Below are 16,680 nucleotides of genomic sequence, written 5' to 3' on the forward strand. Positions count from 1 at the left end.
GGACGCGCCGGTCGCCGTCACTGGTCCGGGCATGCGGGTGGACGCGCCGGTCGCCGTCGCCGGTCCGGCATGCCGGACCGCGCCGCTGCCCTAGGTAGGATCGCCGGCCGGCAGGGGCGGTTACCGGTTGGTCAGGTCCCGGCGTCGCCGTCCTGGTCCGGACGTACGCCGAGCCGGTCGAGCAGGTGCCGGCGCAGCGGACCGAAGCCGGGATGGTCGGGGGCACGGGGGTGGCTTAGCGGTACTGGTGCCTCCTCCACGATGCATCCGTCGTCGAGTACGAGGGTGCGGTCGGCCAGCAGCAGTGCCTCATCCACGTCGTGCGTGACCAGCAACGCGGCGAAGCGGTGCTCGGTGTGCAACCGACCGAACAGAGTCTGCATCTTCAGCCGGGTGAGCGCGTCGAGCGCGCCGAACGGCTCGTCGAGCAACATCAGTACCGGCTCCCGGACCAGTGCCCTCGCGAAGGCGACCCGCTGGGCCTGGCCGCCGGAAAGCTCGGCCGGCCACGCCCGGCCGCGGTCGGCGAGCCCGACCTCGGCGAGCGCGGCGGCGACCCGCTGCCGTACCCCGGGACCCGGCACGCCGAGTGAGACGTTGTCGGCCACCCGTTTCCAGGGCAGCAACCGGTGCTCCTGGAAGACCACCGCCTGGCTACCCGCCCGGGTGATCTCACCGGTCGCCTCGGGGTCGAGCCCGGCCAGGATGCGCAGCAGGGTGCTCTTGCCGGAGCCGCTGCCGCCGAGCAGCGCCACCACCTCGCCCGGCGCGATGGCGAGGTCGACGCCGTCGAGGACGACCGTCTCGCCGAACGCCCGGCGCACCCCGTGCGCGGTGACGACCGGCCGGGTAGCGGTGCTCAGACCGCCTGGAGTCCGCGTCGCCATGTCAGGGTCCTCCTCTCCGCCATCCGCAGCGCCAGATCGGAGAGCAGGCCGAGCAGCGCGTAGACGAGCAGGCCGAGCAGGACCACGTCGGTCTGGCTGAACTCGCGGGCCTCCATCATCAGGAAGCCGATCCCGGTCTGCGCGTTCACCTGCTCACCGACCACCAGACTCAGCCAGGCGGCGCCGAGGGCCAGCCGCAGGCCGAGGAAGAGCGACGGCAGCGCGCCCGGGAGTACGACGTGCCGGATCCGGGCCAGTTGGCCGAGTCCACAGGTACGGGCCGCCTCGACCAGGCGTTCGTCGATGTCCCTGATCCCGGCGTACGTGTTGAAGTAGATCGGGAAGAAAGCGCCGAGCGCCACCAGCGTGATCTTCAGCGACTCGCCGATCCCGACCCAGATGATCAGCAACGGCACCAGCCCGAGGTGCGGCAACATCCGGGCCATCTGCACCGGCGGGTCGACGAGGTCGTCGCCGAGCCGGAGCAGGCCGGCCGTGGCGCCCAGCAGCAATGCCAGCGTGCCGCCGATCGCCAGCCCGATCCCGGCCCGGGTCAGCGAGTCGAGCAGGTGCACGCCGAGGGTGCCGTCCCGGGCGAGCCGCCAGCCGGTCTCGGCCACGGCGCTCGGCGCGGAGAGCTTCTCCGGCGGCAGTAGCCCGGTCTGGGACGCCGCCTGCCAGCCCAGCAGGAGCGCGACCGGGGTGAGGGCGCGCCGCCAGCGTCGGCCCGGTCGCGGTTTGCGGTCGGACCGCCGGGTGCCCGCCGGGACGGCCGGCGACCGGGTGGGCTGCTCGACCAGGGTGTCCGTCACCGGAACACCTCGCCGAACCGGTCGTCCACCAGGGACACCATGTCGACCCGCTCGGGGATCAGCTCCAGTGTGGTGAAACCGTCCGCGATCGCCTGGAGTTCGGCGCCGATCTCCGGGGTCACCGGGGCGAGCGGCTTGGCGCTGCGGGCCAGCGCACGGGCGGTGGTCGGTTCGTCGATCTTCAACTCGGGTGCCAGGATTTTCGTCCGCTGCTCCGGGTTGGCGATGCCCCAGTCGGTGACGCCGCGGTACGTCTCGAGGAACCTCCGGATCTGGTCGGGCTTGCGCTCCAGCGCCTCCGGCGAGACGAGGATGTACTCGCGGTTGCTGGCCAGCCCGGTGGCGTCGGCCAGGATCTTCACCCCGGGCCGCTCGGTCAGCGCGAAGTACGGGTCCCAGATGATCCAGGCGTCGACCTGGTCGTTGTCGAACGCCGGACGCGCCTCGGCCGGCTTGAGGTACTTGACGTTGATGTCCGCGAGTGTCATGTGGTGCGCTTCCAGCAGCTTGACCAGCAGCCAGTTGACGTTCGACCCCTTGTTCAGCGCCACCGTCTTTCCCTTCAGGTCGGCGAAGCCGCGGAATCCCTTGGCCTCCTTGACCAGCACCGCCTCGCCCTGCGGCACCGGTTCCGACGTACCGATGATCCGGAACTTGATTTTTCCGGCCGCGGCGAAGACCGGCGGCGCCTCGCCGACCTGGCCGATGTCGATCGCGCCGGCCTTGAGTGCCTCGGTCAGCGCCGGTCCGCTCTCGAACAGCGACCACTTCGCGTCCGGAGCCTCGCTACGGGCCTTCACCAGGCTCAGTCCGCCGAACCGCTGATAGCCGACGAGTAACTCGCCGGAGTCGGCGCCGGCGCTCTCGTCGCCGCATCCGGCGATCGCTCCGGTCGCCGCCAGCGTCAGGACGAGCAGGCCGGCGAGGAGGGTACGCGGTCGCCGGCCGGAGCGGAGGATCGGACCGGTCGGCCGGGGGCGACCAGCGTCGTCGGACCGCTGGGTGGCGGCGGGTCGGCGACCATCGTCTGTGGACCGCCGAGTGCCGTAGTCGGATCGGCGACCGCTGTCCTGCCACCGGCGAGCGGTGGCGTCGTCGGATCGAAGACGGGGGTGGGGAGGGTCGAGGGTGCGGTGGGACATCGGGATGCTCCTGGAGAGGTGGGATCGGGGCAGCCCGGCCGGATGGCTCCGGTGCGGCTGGGTGACTTGGTCGCGGGCGGGGCGGCTTCACCACGGGCGGGTCGGTCGCCTGGTCGGGTACGGCCGGGTCGGGAACGATGGTCGGTTCGGCTGGCCGACGGAGTGTTCGGGATCGGTCGGTTCGGCTGGCCGACGGGATGCTCGGGATAGGTCGGTTCGGGGTTGGCGGACGGGGTGTTCGGGCTGGTGCGGTTCGGCTGGCCGGCAGCGCATCGTGGAGGCGGTCGGGGCGAGCGCGGCGGGGCGCGGGCGGAGGGGGCGTCGGTGCCGGGCCGGGGCCGCCGGACGCGACCGGGCGCACGTCGCTGTGCCTGACCGCCCGAGTTAGCCTACTAAACCGATAGGATTTATGGATAGGGTGTCGGGACCAGAGATCGGAACGGCGGCACCGGCCGGTGCGCAACCCCCGCTGTCCGCCCGACGCCTACCTGTCCCGCCCGCGACCCGGGCGCAGCCTCACCGGAGAGACACCATGACGCTCACCTTCCACTGGTTCCTGCCGACCTACGGCGACAGCCGGGACATCGTCGGCGGCGGACACGGCCTGCCGGCAGGCACCGCCGGAGGCGCCCGGCCGGCCACCGTGGCGTACCTCGGGCAGATCGCCCGGACCGCCGAACAACTCGGCTTCGTCGGTGCGCTCACCCCCACCGGCGCCTGGTGCGAGGACGCCTGGCTGGCCACCGCGATGCTCACCGAGGTCACCGAGCGGCTGAAGTTCCTGGTGGCGTTCCGCCCGGGACTGACCTCGCCGACCCTGGCCGCCCAGATGGCCTCGACCTTCCAGCGGCTGTCCCAGGGGCGACTGCTGCTCAACGTGGTGACCGGCGGGGAGTCGCACGAGCAGCGCGGCTACGGCGACTTTCTCGACAAGGATGCCCGGTACGCGCGTACCGACGAGTTCCTGCGCGTCGTACGGGCGCTGTGGCGGGGGGAGACGGTCAGCCACACCGGGGAGCATCTGCGGGTGGAGGAGGCCCGGTTGAACCGGCTGCCCGACCCCACCCCGCCGATCTACTTCGGCGGATCCTCCAAGGCCGCCGGCCCGGTGGCGGTGCGGCACAGCGACGTGTACCTGACCTGGGGCGAGCCGCCCGCACAGGTGGCCGGGAAGCTGGCCTGGATCCGGGGGCTGGCCGCCGAGGCGGGTCGGGAACTCCGGTTCGGTATCCGGCTGCACGTCATCGCGCGGGACACCGCCGAGGCGGCCTGGGCGCAGGCGCAGCGGCTGCTCGACGGCATCGCCGACTCCGACGTCACGGCCGTCCAGGCCGGACTGGGCCGCAGCGAGTCCGAGGGGCAGCGCCGGATGCTCGCGCTGCACGGCGGTTCCCGGGACCGGCTGGAGGTGTCGCCCAACCTCTGGGCCGGATTCGGGCTGGTGCGCGGCGGTGCGGGTACGGCACTGGTCGGCAGCCACACCGAGGTGGCCGAGCGGATCGCCGAGTACCACGCCCTCGGCATCACCGAGTTCATCCTCTCCGGACATCCGCACCTGGAGGAGGCGTACTGGGTCGGCGAGGGTGTGCTGCCGATCCTGCGTCGGCGGGGGCTGTGGCAACACCCGGCCGGTGGCGCGTCGGCACCGGTTGCCGAGGTGCCGTTCGCGGCCTCGACGTCGAACGGCACCGCCGGCACCCCGAACGGTGCCGGCCGGTGAGCGATCGGTGATCGGGCCGCTGTCCGGCTGACCGCCTCGTGCCCGGCGACGTGGCCGGGTACGAGGCGGCGGCGCATGCCGGTGGATGAGCGGGTCGGCTGTGTCTGTCGCGCCCAGCCAGCCGGGGAAGACATCCTGGGCGGACACCTCCGGGCGTGCACGCCGTCCGGCCGGTGAGCGGCCGGGGTCGGCGGCAGCCGCGTTTCCGCTCGTCGTGCTGTGCCGGGGGAGGGTGCCGGGTGGTAGCCGGATAGCGGCCGTGACGTTCCCGGCGCCCGCGTCGCCATTTCGGAAAACCGTTCCGTCGCCTATCCGGGCATCGCCCGGCTCCGCCGGCACTCCGGCGACTTTGGGTACGCCCCGCCGGCCGAGATTGTTGACAATATTATTGGCAATAGTGTTGCCCGCACCTATGATCGGTCTGCCTCCGACAAGCGTTGCGGCTTCCGCTCGGGGACGTACCGACGTACTCGCGGAACCGCTCGGAAAGGATTGTCGATGACAGCGTCTCCGATCGGGCGGGGTCCGATCCTCGTGGTAAGCGCACACGCCGCCGACTTTGTCTGGCGCGCGGGTGGCGCCATCGCACTCGGCGCCTCCCGGGGCCAGCAGGTGCACGTGCTGTGCCTCACCTTCGGTGAGAAGGGCGAGTCGCAGGGGTTGTGGAAGCAGCCCGGGATGACCCTGGAGCGGGTCAAGGAGGCGAGACGCGACGAGGCGGGCCGGGCGGCGAAGGTGCTCGGCGCCGAGATCGAGTTCCTCGACGCCGGGGACTACCCGCTGCGGGCCACGGACGACCTCTACGACAGCGTGGTCGCGACCATCCGTCGGGTCAACCCGGCCGTGATCATCACCCATCCGGCCAAGGACCCGTACAACCTGGACCACGCGCTGACCCACGAGATCGTGCTCCGAGCCCGGATGGTGGCCCAGGCCGCCGGGCATGACCGGGACAGCCAGCCGATCGGCGCACCGAACGTGATGCAGTTCGAGCCGCACCAGCCCGAGCAGTGCGGCTTCGTGCCGAACCTGCTGCTGGACATCAGCCCGGTCTTCGAGCGCAAGGTCGAGGCGATGCGAATCATGGGCGCTCAGGGGCACCTGGTCGCGTACTACACCGATCTCGGCGTACGGCGCGGGGTGCAGGCGGTCCGCAACGGCGGCGACCGGTCGATCACGCACGCCGAGGCGTACCAGCGGGTCTTCCCGGTGGTCGGAGGGGAGCTGCTGTGACCGGCCACGTCATCGTCCGTACCGACGCCGCACCGCCGGCCGACGCCGTCGCCCAGCTCGCCCGGCAGGGCGTGTCGACGGTGCACGAGGCCCAGGGCCGGACCGGGCTGCTCGGGCACCTGCTCCGGCCGATCTACCCTGGTGCCCGGATTGCCGGCCGGGCGGTCACCGTCTCGGCCCAGCCGGGCGACAATCTGATGATCCACGCGGCGGTCGAGCAGACCCGGCCCGGCGACGTACTCGTGGTCGGCTTCACCTCGCCCAGCACGGACGGTGCCTTCGGCGAACTGCTGGCCACCTCGTTACGGGCCCGGGGCGTCCTCGGCCTCGTCATCGATGCCGGCTGCCGCGACGTCGCCGCGCTCACCGAGCTGGGTTTCCCGGTGTGGTCCCGGTCGGTCTCCGCGCAGGGCACCGTGAAGGCGAGCCCGGGCTCGGTGAACGTCCCGATCGTGCTCGGCGGCGCCTACGTGCGCCCCGGCGACGTGATCGTGGCCGACGACGACGGAGTGGTGGTGGTGCCGCGCGAACGGGCCGGGGAGGTCGCCGCGGCCGGGGCCGAGCGCGAAGCCAAGGAGGAGGAGAAACGCCGGCAGCTCGCCGACGGCGTGCTGGGGCTGGACATGTACCACCTCCGCCCGCTGCTGGACCGGCTGGGCGTCCGGTACGTCGACGCCACCGACCAGGGTGACCCGCCGGCCACCGGTGCCGGCCCGGCCGCGACCGGCGCCGGATCCACCGGCCCGGCCTGACCGGTCCCGGACCGCACGCCCCGACCAGCCCATGGTCGCCCCGGCCGGCCGCGGACTCCCGCGGCCGGCCGGCCGGGCGGCCGAGCCGCACCGAGGAGGTCGCCGCCGAATGGAGTTCCTGGCATCCGGCCGGAGCGCAAGGTCCGGCCCGGGCCGGACCTTGCGCTCCGGCACGGCCGGATAGCCGCCGGTCCGCCGGGGCGTACCCGGCAATTCGGGTCCTCGGGTCGGTGCGGCCGGATGCGTCAAATGACGTAGCCGGACCCGTCCCGGCCGGTCAGGCTGGCCCGTCACGTGCGTTCCGACCTGCCCCGCCGGCTTCCCTATTTTCTACCTGACAGGTTTCCCGACCTGACGGGACAGGGCGGCTTTCTCTACCTGACAGGACAGGACAGGGCGGCTGGCGGCATCACGGAATCCGGGAGGATCGTCACCACGCTGGCATTCGAACCACTGACCGATCCGACCGGTAACGGCGATCTCACCTCGAACACCACTCTGGCCCCGGCCGAGCGCATTGCGCGACCGTACTCTCAGTCTGTTGAACAATACCAAGCCGAATGCGGCGGTCCTGCTACCGGAAGTCGGCGAACAACTCAAGCGCGGATACGGCGTGCGCGAGGTGGTCCTCGACACCATGCCAGGTACAGGAGAGGGTTCGAGACATCAACAGCCGGGGCAACATCTTCGGTTCCGGCTTCCGGGTGAACGCGACGGTCGGCCGGGCCATCCGGCTGACCGAGATCAATGCGTCCGGGCTCCGCCCGCACATCTCCGACCAGGCCACCCAGGGGACCCCGGCGGAGTACACCTGCTGCATCGCCGAGAACGAGGAGGAGAATGCCTGGCCCGGCTGAACTCGGTGGACGCGCCGACCCTGTTCGCGCTGATCGTGTCCCTCGCCGTCCTGAATTCGGTGTGGTATCTCGCGGCCACCACCGCGAAACGACTCGTCACCCCCTGGCACGACCCCGTCGGCAAACAGTAGAACCATCACCCAGCGGACCCGATCCCGGCCGACGATCGAGCCGGGGTCGGTGCGCTACCGCAGCGAGACCACCAGTTGCTGCGCGCGGTGGTCGGAGGCGCCGTTCGTCGACCCGCCGAAACGGTACGAGTGCACCCGGACCGCCGCCGAGACGAAGGCCCAGTCCAGCCGCCACCAGCGCGGCCAGCCGGACCCGTCCGACCAGGTCGCCGGGTAACGCGCCGAGGACGCGTAGCTGGCATCCCGCAGCCGGTCGGGCAGCTTGGCCAGGTCACCCATCGCCGGACTGGTGTTGAGGTCACCGGCGACCAGAACCGGATGCGGATTGACCCCCACGTCCCGGGCCAGCGCCCGCCACTGCGGCTCGCGCTGCGCGTGTTGCTGCCGGATCACCCGGTAGAACTCCCCGCCGAGCGGGCTGTGGTCCGGAACCAACTGCACCGGCATGTGCAGGTTGTAGACCGACAGCACCCGCCCCGCCCCGAGGTCGAGATCGGTACGCAGCACCTTGTACCGCCACTGCTCGGTGGTGCCCCACAGCGGCGGCGGCATGTCCGGGGCGTCCAGCGGCAGCCGGTGCAGGATCGGATGGCGGGACAGCGTCACCAACTCGCCAGCGACGGCGACGTGGAAGCCCGGGAACTCGGCACGCAGCCGGGCCAACTCCACCTCGCCCGGTCCGGCGGAGTGCTCGTACCAGTACTCCTGGAGCAGGTAGACGTCGGCATCGGCGGCCCGGAGCAGTGCGTACATCCCGGCGGTCTGGCCGCCCTCGTCCCAGTACCCGGTGTTCCAACTGAAGACCCGGACCGCGTCGGCCGGGGCCGGCCCGTCACCGCCGGCGAGCCCGCGCAGGTTCAGCCCGGACAGCGGTCCGCCGAGCAGCAGCGCGGCGGTGGCCAGCAGCGCCACCGGCCGGCGTGACCGGCGGCACGGCGCGGCGGTCCCGGCCAACAGCAGCGGTACGCCGAGGAAGGCCGGCGGCGGCACCGCGTCGACCGCCAGCCACAGCCACCACCGACCGCTGAGCACCAGGTGTGCGACGGTGAAGGCCAGCCAGAGCGCCCCGGCGGCGACCAGTCCGGTGTAGAGCCACCACCGCCAGCCGCGCCGGCCCCGGCCCGGCCGTGCCCCGGCGGCCGCCGGTTCCGCGCCGGCCGCCGGTTCCGCACCGGCCGATGCTGCGCCGCTGGTCGACGCTGCGCCGCTGGTCGATGCTGCGCCGCTGGCCGACGCTGGGCCGCTGAGCGGGGCCGTGCCGCTGTCCGCTGGGGTGATGCCGGACTCCGGTGTCTCGACGGTGCCCGGAGTGCCGGCGGTGGCCGGCCCCCCGGGCAGTAGCCCGTCGCTGCCCGGGACGGCGACCGTCACGCCGGACCCCGCAGCGGGGTCGGGTCGACCGGGAACGAGGCGTCGTAGAGCCTGCGGAACGTGCCGGAGGCGAGCCACTGCACCGCGCCGGTGGCGACCCCGGCGGTGATGGTGACGTTGACCAGGAAGTGCAGCCCGGCGAAGAAGACCAGGAAGGGCACGCCGTGCCGGCGGCGGACGAAGCCGTACATGCCGGCGTCGCAGGCCAGCGAGGCGGCGAGCAGCCCGGCCGGGACGACCAGCCCCCACGGGCCGAGCAGCAGCGGCACCACCAGCGCGGGCAGTACGCCGAACGCGGCCAGGCTGCCCCAGGCCCGGGCGGCGGTCTCGAAGCCCTGCCCGAACCGGCGGGCCCGGGCGTACAGCGGGATCCGCAGCCGCCCCCGGTGAAACAGCTTGCGCAGCAGCCCGCGCAGCTCGTGGTCGTGGTCGTGCCGACCCCTGACCAGCGAGGTGAGCACCAGCCGGTAGCGGCGGCTCAGCCGGTAGCCGTAGTCGACCTCCTCGGTGTGCCGCAGCCCCGGATTGAACGGGCCGATCTCCTCGAAGACGTGCCGGCGCAGCATGCAGACGGCCGGAAAGAGGAACGACACGTCACCTTCCGAACTGATCGACCAGTAGTGATACTGCAGGCCACGGTACCGGGCCACCGCCGTATCGTGCAGCAGCGGCTCGGGGTCCTCGATCCCGCAGACCGCGCCGATCCGCCGGTCGCCGAGGATCAGCCCTACCGCGTTCGTCACCGCGTCCGGGGCCAGCACCAGGTCGGAGTCGACGTAGCAGATCAGCTCGCCGCTGGTGTGCGCGGCGCCGATGTTGCGGGCCCGGCCGCAGCCGCCGTTGCGTCCGGTGCTCACCACCCGTACGCCGAGCGCCTCGGCCACCGCCACCGACTGGTCCGTCGAGCAGTCGTCGACCATCAGGATCTCGACGTTCGGATACGTCTGGTCCAGGATCGATCGAAGGCAGAGGTCCAGCGACTCGGCGTAGTTGTAGTTCGGCACGATCACCGAGACGAGCGGGCCGCCGCCCGGCCGCGCACCGTTCACCGTCATCGGGTGGCCACCTCCGGCCGGTCGTAGAGCCCACGGAACCGGCCCGAGGCGAGCCAGGCGGCCACCCCGGAGATCGCGGCGACCGCGATCACCAGGTTCAGGAAGAAGTGCATCGCGACGAAGTAGCCGAGGAACAGCACGCCGCGTTCCCGGCGGACGAACCGGTACATCGGCAGGTCACCGGCGAGGCAGGCGGCGAGGGTCGCCAGCGGCACCGCCAGGAACGCCGGGCCGAACAGCACCGGCAGCGCGCACGTCAGCACGGTCAGCAGGGCGGCGACACTGACCCAGGCGCGTGGCCCGCTGCTCAGGCCGCCGGGGAACTCCGGCTTGCGGGCGTACATCGGGATGTGCAGCGCGGTGCGGGTGAAGACCTTGCGGACCAGCACGCCCAGGTCGGCGTCGTGGTCGTGCACGCCGCGCACCCGGGGCGAGAGCCAGATCTGGTACCGCTGGGCGAGCCGCATCCCGTAGTCCGCGTTCTCGGTCTCCCGCAGCCTCGGGTTGAACGGCCCGATCTCGGCGAAGACCCGGGCCGGGATCGCCAGCAGTGCCGTGTAGAGGGTCATGATCCGCCCCTCGTCGGCGATCAGCCAGTACGACTGCTGGAGGCAGCGGTACTCCTCCAGCAGGCTGTCCCGGACCAGCGGCACCGGGTCGTAGTTGCCGCAGATCGCCCCGATCCGCGGGTCGGCGGTGAGCAATTCGACCGCATTCGCGACCGCGTCCGGCTTGGCGGCCACGTCCGAGTCGACGAAGAACAGGATCTCACCGCGTGCGTTCGCCGCGCCGAGGTTGCGGGCCGCCGCCGGTCCGGAGTTCGTCGGGGTACGCAGCACACGCGCCCCGTACGACTCGGCGACCGCGACCGAGTCGTCGGTACTGCAGTCGTCGACCACGATCAGTTCCAGCCGCGGATAGGTCTGGGCCCGCAGCGCGCCGAGGCACAGCCCGAGTGCCCTGGCGTAGTTGTAGTTCGGCACGATGACCGAGACGAGCGATGTGGTCATCAAGAGCCGCCCGAGAAACCGCTGGCGTTAGCCATGGGGAGGAGAGGGCGGTCGGGCGTGGTGTTGGTTGTCGGCATGGTGTCGACTCCTCGGTGTGGGCGGAACTGTCAGATGGGCCTGAGATGCTGCTGGGCGTGGGCGAGACGGTGGGGTACCCCGTCCGATTGCGTCCTGGCGCGACTGTGGATGGCGTTAAAGGTCCAGCCAGTGCACCAGGTGGGGATAGCGGGCACCGAGTTCCGCCAGGGTCAGCGTGGCGCCGATCAGGACGGCGCTGGCCACGATCATCCGGTCCCGCAGCACGGCCCGGATCGGGTCCCCACCGGACTGCTGGACCAGTACGGCCTGGAGGTAACGGAACGCGGCGAGCAGACCGAGCGGCACCACCACGGCGAGGGTGACCGGGCGCCAGTGCCCGAGTGGCGCGTCGGTGTTCAGGTAGAGCAGGAAGGTGATGCTGGCCAGCGCGGTGTTCAGCCCGAGCAGGTGGTCGGCGAGCAGCACGTTGTAGCCGGCCAGCGCCGGCCGGTGCGCCGAACCGGCGGCGGCCAGCTCGTGCCGCCGCTTGCCGAGGATCAGCACCAGGCAGCCGGCGAAGACGGCGGTGAGCAGCAACCCGGACGGCGGCGCCCCGGTGGCCGCGTACCCCTGGAGGACCCGCAGCACGAAGCCGGCGGCGACCACGCAGATGTCCAGCATCGGCAGGTGCTTGAGCCACCGGCTGTAGGCGATGCTGAGGCAGAGGTAGCCGACCAGCGGCCACCACGGCAGTTCGGGTCCGACCAGCACCAGTCCCAGCAGCAGCCCGGCCAGCCCGACCGCGAGCAGCCAGGCCAGCGGGACCGGGACCAGGCCGGCGGCGACCGGACGGTTCCGCTTGACCGGATGGGTGCGGTCCAGCCGGCGGTCGACGATGTCGTTGACGACGTAGATCGTCGATGCGGCCACCGTGAACACCAGCACGGCCCAGCCGGTACGCAGCACCGCCGACCCGGTCCACAGTGGCGTGTCGAGCAGCGCCAGCGGTACGGCCAGCAGGTTCTTGACCGCGTGGCCGGGCCGGGTCAGCACCAGGAGTTGCCGGGCGAGCCGGGGGACCCGGAGGCTGCGCCCCGGGCTGGCCGGTACGGCGGTCTCGACGACGGTCTCGACGGCGGTCACCCTCGACCCCGATCAGCAGAAGACACCTGCGACTCCGATCAGAAGAAGATCTTCGCGAGGGAGAGCGCACCCTGCCGCCACGGGTCGCGGCTGGTCCGCCCGTCCCGCGACGGGCGCGCCAGGTGGCGTTCGGCGCGCCACCACTCGTACGTGCGCAGGATCGCGTCCTCGTTGGACAGCTTCGGGGCGAAGCCGAGCCGCTGCGCGGCCTTGTCGATGCTCACGTAGGAGTCGTGCCGGAGCTTGTGCAGCAGCCGCCCGTAGACCGGGGAGAGCCGGCTGCGTTCCAGCAGCTCCAGGGTGAACAGCGCCGGCCGGGCGGGCACCCCGATGACCCGCTTGCCGTGCCCGGCAGCGTCCAGCACCGCCTGGAAGTCCTCGCGCAGGGTGCGGAACCGCTCCGCGGCGAGGTTGTAGGTGTCGTCGGCCACCTCGTCCGGCGCGGCCAGTACGGTGAGCACCGCGTCGACCAGGTCGTCGACGGCGAACATCTGGATCCGCACGTCGCCCCGGCCGAGCACCGGGAAGTTCCGGCCCTCCTCGGCCCACTCGAAGAGCATCGCGAACAGCCCCATCCGGCCCGGCCCGAGAAAGGTCTTCGGCCGCAGGATCGCGACCGGCAGGCCACCGGCCCGGTACCGTTCGGCGATCTCCTCGGCGGCCACCTTCGCCGCGCTGTACGTGTCGACCGGCTCCCGGGGATGCTCCTCCGGCGTCGGCACCTGCCGGGGCAGCCCGTACACGGCGGTCGACGAGACGTGCAGGACCCGGTCCACCCGGGCCTTGCGGGCGGCCCGCAGCACGTTCCCGGTGCCGTCCACGATGATCGAGCGGATCTCGGCGGCCGGATAGCTCGGCAGCGCCGCCGCGCAGTGCAGCACCGCCGTCGCGCCGTCGGTGGCCCGGTCCATCACCCGGGGATCGCGGATGTCGCCGACCACGGTGACGCCGGGTTCCGCGCGCAGGTCCACCCCGCACACCTGGTGCCCGTCGGCGGTCAGCCGCTCGACCAGCCGGGAGCCGAGCATCCCGGCCGCGCCGGTCACGGTGATCACCACAGTGAACCCTTCTCAACCTCCCCTTGCGGTCCGTCGGACCGCAGGGTCGAATGCTGTGCGTGAGCGCCGCGTGGTTCAGGTTGAAAAGGGTTCAGCGTGGACCCCACCTTCTGCGCGACGAACCGGGTGACCAGCTTGGCCAGGCCCTGCTCCAGTACCTCGCCGAGCGCGTCGGTGGCGCGCTGCACGTCGGCCGGGTCGGTGACCAGGGACGGCCCGAGGATCAGCGGGTTGCGGCCGTTGAGGGTGTAGTAGGTGAAGATGTCGTGATCCCGGTAGAGCGCGTTGATCACCGCGCAGGTGACCAGCTTCGCCTTGAACCTCGGGTCCCGGGCCATCCCGGCGGGGGCGAGCCGGGCGACCAGGTCGAGGATCTTCGGGCCGCCGTCGATCTGTACGCCCCAGAGCGCGCCCGCCCCGGCGACCCGGCCGACCGCGTCGGGAAACTCCTTGGCCAGCCGCTTCAGCGCCGGCTCCAGCACCCGCTCCAGCTCGCGGGCCCGGGCCGGATAGTCGTCCTCCACCACGATGTTGATCGCCTCCAGCGCGGTGACGCACTCCTCGCCCATCCCGTAGTAGGTGGTGCTGGTGCTCTGCAGTAGCGCGTCGGTGAGGTTGTCGTACGCCTTCCGGAACACCCTTTCCCGCGCGACGAATGCAGAAATCGATGACTTTCCACCGCCGAATGACTTGGATGTGGTAAGGACGTCCGGCACCAGCCCCGGATACCGCATGAAGTAGAAGAGGCTGCCGGTCTTACCCCAACCGGTGTAGATCTCGTCGAAGATGAGCACGATGTCGTGCCGGTCGCACATCTCCCGAATGCCACGGAGGAAATCTTCATCGCACCATGTCACGGTGGAGGCGCTGAACGGCTCGACGATGAGAGCGTAGACATCCCCCGGATGCGCCTCGACCGCCTCCCGGACGGAGTCCAGATTCCCATAGGTAAATGGAACTATGCCGGGAATGGTGGGAAAGCTGAACGACGGCTGTCCGGTCAGCCCACCTGAAGCGAGCAGCTTTCCGTGGAACCCGCAGTCGGCCCGCAGGATGGTGCCGCGCCGGCCGCCGTGGTACTTGTACGCCAGCTTCACCGCCCCCTCGACCGCCTCCGCGCCCGAGTTGGGCAGGAACGACATCTGCAGGTCACCGGGGAGGAGTTGGGCCAGGTTGTGGCCGAGCGCCGCCAGGTACGGCGAGAAGTACGTCTTGTGCACCTCCATCCGCCGCTGAGACGCGAACCGTTGCCGGGCGGCCAGGATGCGCGGATGGTTGTGACCGTGGTTGAGGACCCCCACGCCTCCGGTGAGGTCGAGGACGCGGCGGCCGTCGCGGAGCACCAGGTGCGCGCCTTCGGCGTGGTCGACCAATTCCCGGCCGAACCCGAACGAGGTCATCAGGCTGACCTGGCTCGCGTTGACGTAACGACGATAGAGGTCGTGCACCTCGCGAACGGTGAGTCGATCGCAATCGGACAGGCTGACCAGATTGGGCATGTCGTGACGCTATCGATTAGTACGGGATCTTCTCTGGACCGGTGCTGTACGCAACCTTGACTACGTAAGGCAACGCTTGCCAGTCGACAACCGACTGGATAGCTTGGTCGCGACAGAGTAGATCTCGGAATGTCAATGTCCCTGACGGTTGTCCCGCAATCTGCGCTGAGGTGGGCGAACATGTCGCCGACGGTGTCGGTCATCATCCCCGTACACAACGGCTCGAAGACTCTCCGCGCGTGCCTGGCGGCCGTCTACGCGCAACGGCACCCGGTCACCGAGGTCATCGTCGTCGACGACGCCAGTACCGACGACACCCGGGAGATCGCCGCCGAGTTCCCGTGCCGGCTGCTGGTCATCGACCACAACACCGGACCGGCGGCCGCCCGGAACCGGGGCATCCGGGCCAGCACCGGCGAGCTGCTGTTCTTCGTCGACTCCGACTGCGCGCCCGAGCCCGACGCCCTCAACAACGCCCTGGCGATCCTCACCGAGCAGCCCGACGTCGCCTGCGTACACGGCATCTACGCGCTGCGACCGCTCTTCGACGACGGCCCGGTCGAGGCGTACCGGCTGCTGCACGGCCACTACTGGCGGCTGCGCCACGTCGGCCGGGTCCGCACCACACTCTTCGCGGTCTGCCTGATCCGCCGGGCGGTCTTCACCGACGTCGGCGGATTCGACGAGCGGCTGCGCGCCTCCGAGGACGTCGAGATCGGCGACCGGATGGGCGACCGGTACGGCATCGTGCTGACCGACACGGTGGTCTGCCGGCACGACGACGACAGCCACCTGGGCCGGCTGCTGCGCAAGCAGTTCGGCCGCTCCCAGCTCCTCGTCCCGGTCGCCCGGGCCGAGCGCGGGCCGGCCGGGATCCGGGCCAACACCCCGGCCGGGCTGCTCAGCGCCGCCCTCGTGCCGCTGACCCTGCCGCTCGGCCTCCACACCCCGGTACTGCTGGCGGTCCCGTTCGCCCTGCTGGGGCTCTTCGTCGCCGCCGACCCGGGACTGCTGCGCTTCGTGGTACGCCGGCGCGGCCCCGGCTTCGCGACCTTCTTCTACGCGGTGCATCTACTCGTCCAGTTGGCCGTCGTCGCCGGTGCCGTCGTCGGCGGGCTGCGGCACCTGGTGGACCGGGACTTCGGCCCAGCCCGGGTGGCCGCCGCGAAATCGCCGCGATGAACGGGTCGTCGATCACCGGGCGGGCGCGGCTCCCGGTCCGGCGGAACCTCGGCCCGGACGAGGCGGGGCGGCGATGACCGCGGAGCCGGGCACCGGGCGGATCTCCTGGCCGTACCTCTCGGCCCAGGCGCTGCACTATCTGTTGTTCGCGCTCCGGGCCCAGCAGTTCCGGTGCCGCCGGCCGATGCTCGGCGACCGGCACCGGCCGGTCTTCGGGGTGGCCGGGCACAGCGTGGCGCTGACCATCGACGACGGACCACATCCCGAGTGGACGCCCCGGATGCTGGACCTGCTCGACCGGCATCGGGTCCGGGCCACGTTCTTCCTGATCGGCGCCCGGGTCGCCGAACACCCCGAGCTGGCCCGCCGGATCCGCGAGGCCGGCCACCTGGTCGGCAACCACTCGATGTCGCATCCGCAGCCGTTCGCGGCGCTGCCGGCGCAGCGGCTGCGTACCGAGATCGTGGCGGCGCAGCGGCGGATCGAGGACGCCGTCGGCATCACGCCCCGGCTGTTCCGCGCGCCCGGCGGCAACTGGTCGCCGACGGTACTGCGGACCAGCGCCGACCTCGGTCTGGCGCCGGTGGACTGGACGGTCAACCCGAGCGACTGGCGCAGCCCGGGAGTGGACCGGATCGTCCGGCGGCTGTCCCGGAGCCGACCCGGGCACGTCCTGCTCTGCCACGATGGCGGCGGGGACCGGTCGCAGACCGTCGCGGCCCTGGAGACCGTACTGCCCCGGCTGATCGACCGGGGACTGCGGTTCGTCGTACCCGGTGCCGACCGGTAGGTGACGACGTGCCGTTCTGT

The 16,680-nt window shown here is 71.5% G+C and carries 16 protein-coding genes; 7 read left to right on the forward strand and 9 right to left on the reverse strand.

The features are described 5' to 3' along the window. Positions 1–131: 131 nt before the first annotated feature. Genes AAH979_RS02420 through AAH979_RS02430 form a run of 3 tightly spaced genes read right to left on the reverse strand, consistent with a single transcriptional unit; the run spans position 132 to position 2,841 of the window. On the reverse strand, positions 132–887 hold the full coding sequence (locus tag AAH979_RS02420) for an ABC transporter ATP-binding protein (RefSeq protein WP_346256318.1): 756 nt from the start codon (positions 885–887) through the stop codon (positions 132–134). Then, entirely contained in the window at positions 860–1,699 is an 840-nt protein-coding gene (locus AAH979_RS02425) for an ABC transporter permease (protein WP_346256319.1), read from the reverse strand. Before AAH979_RS02425 ends, AAH979_RS02420 begins: the two co-directional genes overlap by 28 nt. After that, a complete protein-coding gene (locus AAH979_RS02430; protein ID WP_346256320.1) occupies positions 1,696–2,841 on the reverse strand; it encodes an aliphatic sulfonate ABC transporter substrate-binding protein in 1,146 nt (381 codons plus the stop codon). The genes AAH979_RS02425 and AAH979_RS02430 overlap by 4 nt, the downstream gene beginning before the upstream one ends. Before the next feature lie 532 nt (positions 2,842–3,373). Between AAH979_RS02430 and AAH979_RS02435 the strand changes: the two genes are divergently transcribed. The 5 genes from AAH979_RS02435 (at position 3,374) to AAH979_RS02455 (ending at position 7,534) form a co-directional block, all read left to right on the forward strand. Then, positions 3,374–4,561 (forward strand): LLM class flavin-dependent oxidoreductase, encoded by a 1,188-nt coding sequence (locus tag AAH979_RS02435; RefSeq protein ID WP_346256321.1) that lies wholly within the window; start codon positions 3,374–3,376, stop codon positions 4,559–4,561. A 498-nt stretch (positions 4,562–5,059) separates the two neighbouring features. Further along, the gene (locus tag AAH979_RS02440; RefSeq protein WP_346256322.1) at positions 5,060–5,794 is read left to right on the forward strand and encodes a PIG-L deacetylase family protein; all 735 of its coding nucleotides are present in this window, start codon (positions 5,060–5,062) and stop codon (positions 5,792–5,794) included. Then, positions 5,791–6,546: a 4-carboxy-4-hydroxy-2-oxoadipate aldolase/oxaloacetate decarboxylase gene (locus AAH979_RS02445; RefSeq protein WP_346256323.1), complete on the forward strand. Its 756-nt coding sequence runs from the start codon at positions 5,791–5,793 to the stop codon at positions 6,544–6,546. Before AAH979_RS02440 ends, AAH979_RS02445 begins: the two co-directional genes overlap by 4 nt. A gap of 704 nt (positions 6,547–7,250) precedes the next feature. Next, positions 7,251–7,403, forward strand: coding sequence for a hypothetical protein (locus tag AAH979_RS02450; RefSeq protein ID WP_346256324.1), 153 nt, complete (start codon positions 7,251–7,253; stop codon positions 7,401–7,403). 5 nt (positions 7,404–7,408) lie between these two features. Further along, entirely contained in the window at positions 7,409–7,534 is a 126-nt protein-coding gene (locus AAH979_RS02455; protein WP_346256325.1) for a hypothetical protein, read from the forward strand. Positions 7,535–7,588: 54 nt separating this feature from the next. Here AAH979_RS02455 and AAH979_RS02460 read toward each other — a convergent pair whose 3' ends face one another. The 6 genes from AAH979_RS02460 to AAH979_RS02485 all read right to left on the reverse strand — a co-directional run bounded on the left by AAH979_RS02460 (position 7,589) and on the right by AAH979_RS02485 (position 14,589). After that, positions 7,589–8,905 carry an endonuclease/exonuclease/phosphatase family protein gene (locus tag AAH979_RS02460; protein WP_346256326.1) on the reverse strand — a complete coding sequence of 439 codons (1,317 nt, stop codon included), beginning with the start codon at positions 8,903–8,905 and terminating at the stop codon, positions 7,589–7,591. Then, positions 8,902–9,960 (reverse strand): glycosyltransferase, encoded by a 1,059-nt coding sequence (locus AAH979_RS02465; RefSeq protein ID WP_346256327.1) that lies wholly within the window; start codon positions 9,958–9,960, stop codon positions 8,902–8,904. The genes AAH979_RS02460 and AAH979_RS02465 overlap by 4 nt, the downstream gene beginning before the upstream one ends. Further along, positions 9,957–10,970, reverse strand: a complete 1,014-nt coding sequence (locus tag AAH979_RS02470) for a glycosyltransferase (RefSeq protein ID WP_346256328.1) — start codon at positions 10,968–10,970, stop codon at positions 9,957–9,959. The genes AAH979_RS02465 and AAH979_RS02470 overlap by 4 nt, the downstream gene beginning before the upstream one ends. A 192-nt stretch (positions 10,971–11,162) precedes the next feature. Beyond that, positions 11,163–12,131 carry a UbiA prenyltransferase family protein gene (locus AAH979_RS02475; RefSeq protein WP_346256329.1) on the reverse strand — a complete coding sequence of 323 codons (969 nt, stop codon included), beginning with the start codon at positions 12,129–12,131 and terminating at the stop codon, positions 11,163–11,165. A gap of 38 nt (positions 12,132–12,169) precedes the next feature. Continuing rightward, the gene (locus tag AAH979_RS02480) at positions 12,170–13,189 is read right to left on the reverse strand and encodes an NAD-dependent epimerase/dehydratase family protein (protein ID WP_346256330.1); all 1,020 of its coding nucleotides are present in this window, start codon (positions 13,187–13,189) and stop codon (positions 12,170–12,172) included. After that, on the reverse strand, positions 13,183–14,589 hold the full coding sequence (locus AAH979_RS02485) for an aspartate aminotransferase family protein (protein WP_346256574.1): 1,407 nt from the start codon (positions 14,587–14,589) through the stop codon (positions 13,183–13,185). Before AAH979_RS02485 ends, AAH979_RS02480 begins: the two co-directional genes overlap by 7 nt. A gap of 279 nt (positions 14,590–14,868) precedes the next feature. On the opposite strand from AAH979_RS02485, the gene AAH979_RS02490 reads away from it, so the two are divergent. Further along, positions 14,869–15,870, forward strand: a complete 1,002-nt coding sequence (locus AAH979_RS02490) for a glycosyltransferase family 2 protein (protein WP_346256331.1) — start codon at positions 14,869–14,871, stop codon at positions 15,868–15,870. Positions 15,871–15,943: 73 nt separating this feature from the next. Further along, on the forward strand, positions 15,944–16,660 hold the full coding sequence (locus AAH979_RS02495; RefSeq protein ID WP_346256332.1) for a polysaccharide deacetylase family protein: 717 nt from the start codon (positions 15,944–15,946) through the stop codon (positions 16,658–16,660). Positions 16,661–16,680: the final 20 nt, after the last annotated feature.

The sequence above is a fragment of the Plantactinospora sp. ZYX-F-223 genome (assembly GCF_039649625.1).
Classification (GTDB): Bacteria; Actinomycetota; Actinomycetes; order Mycobacteriales; family Micromonosporaceae; genus Plantactinospora.

What these genes read in the sequence shown, in the direction of transcription:
- AAH979_RS02420 (WP_346256318.1), bottom strand. Translation starts at nt 887, where the DNA reads ATGGCGACGCGGACTCCAGGCGGTCTGAGCACCGCTACCCGGCCGGTC.
- AAH979_RS02430 (WP_346256320.1), bottom strand. Translation starts at nt 2,841, where the DNA reads ATGTCCCACCGCACCCTCGACCCTCCCCACCCCCGTCTTCGATCCGAC.
- AAH979_RS02435 (WP_346256321.1), top strand. Translation starts at nt 3,374, where the DNA reads ATGACGCTCACCTTCCACTGGTTCCTGCCGACCTACGGCGACAGCCGG.
- AAH979_RS02440 (WP_346256322.1), top strand. Translation starts at nt 5,060, where the DNA reads ATGACAGCGTCTCCGATCGGGCGGGGTCCGATCCTCGTGGTAAGCGCA.
- AAH979_RS02465 (WP_346256327.1), bottom strand. Translation starts at nt 9,960, where the DNA reads ATGACGGTGAACGGTGCGCGGCCGGGCGGCGGCCCGCTCGTCTCGGTG.
- AAH979_RS02470 (WP_346256328.1), bottom strand. Translation starts at nt 10,970, where the DNA reads ATGACCACATCGCTCGTCTCGGTCATCGTGCCGAACTACAACTACGCC.
- AAH979_RS02485 (WP_346256574.1), bottom strand. Translation starts at nt 14,589, where the DNA reads ATGACCTCGTTCGGGTTCGGCCGGGAATTGGTCGACCACGCCGAAGGC.
- AAH979_RS02490 (WP_346256331.1), top strand. Translation starts at nt 14,869, where the DNA reads ATGTCGCCGACGGTGTCGGTCATCATCCCCGTACACAACGGCTCGAAG.
- AAH979_RS02495 (WP_346256332.1), top strand. Translation starts at nt 15,944, where the DNA reads ATGACCGCGGAGCCGGGCACCGGGCGGATCTCCTGGCCGTACCTCTCG.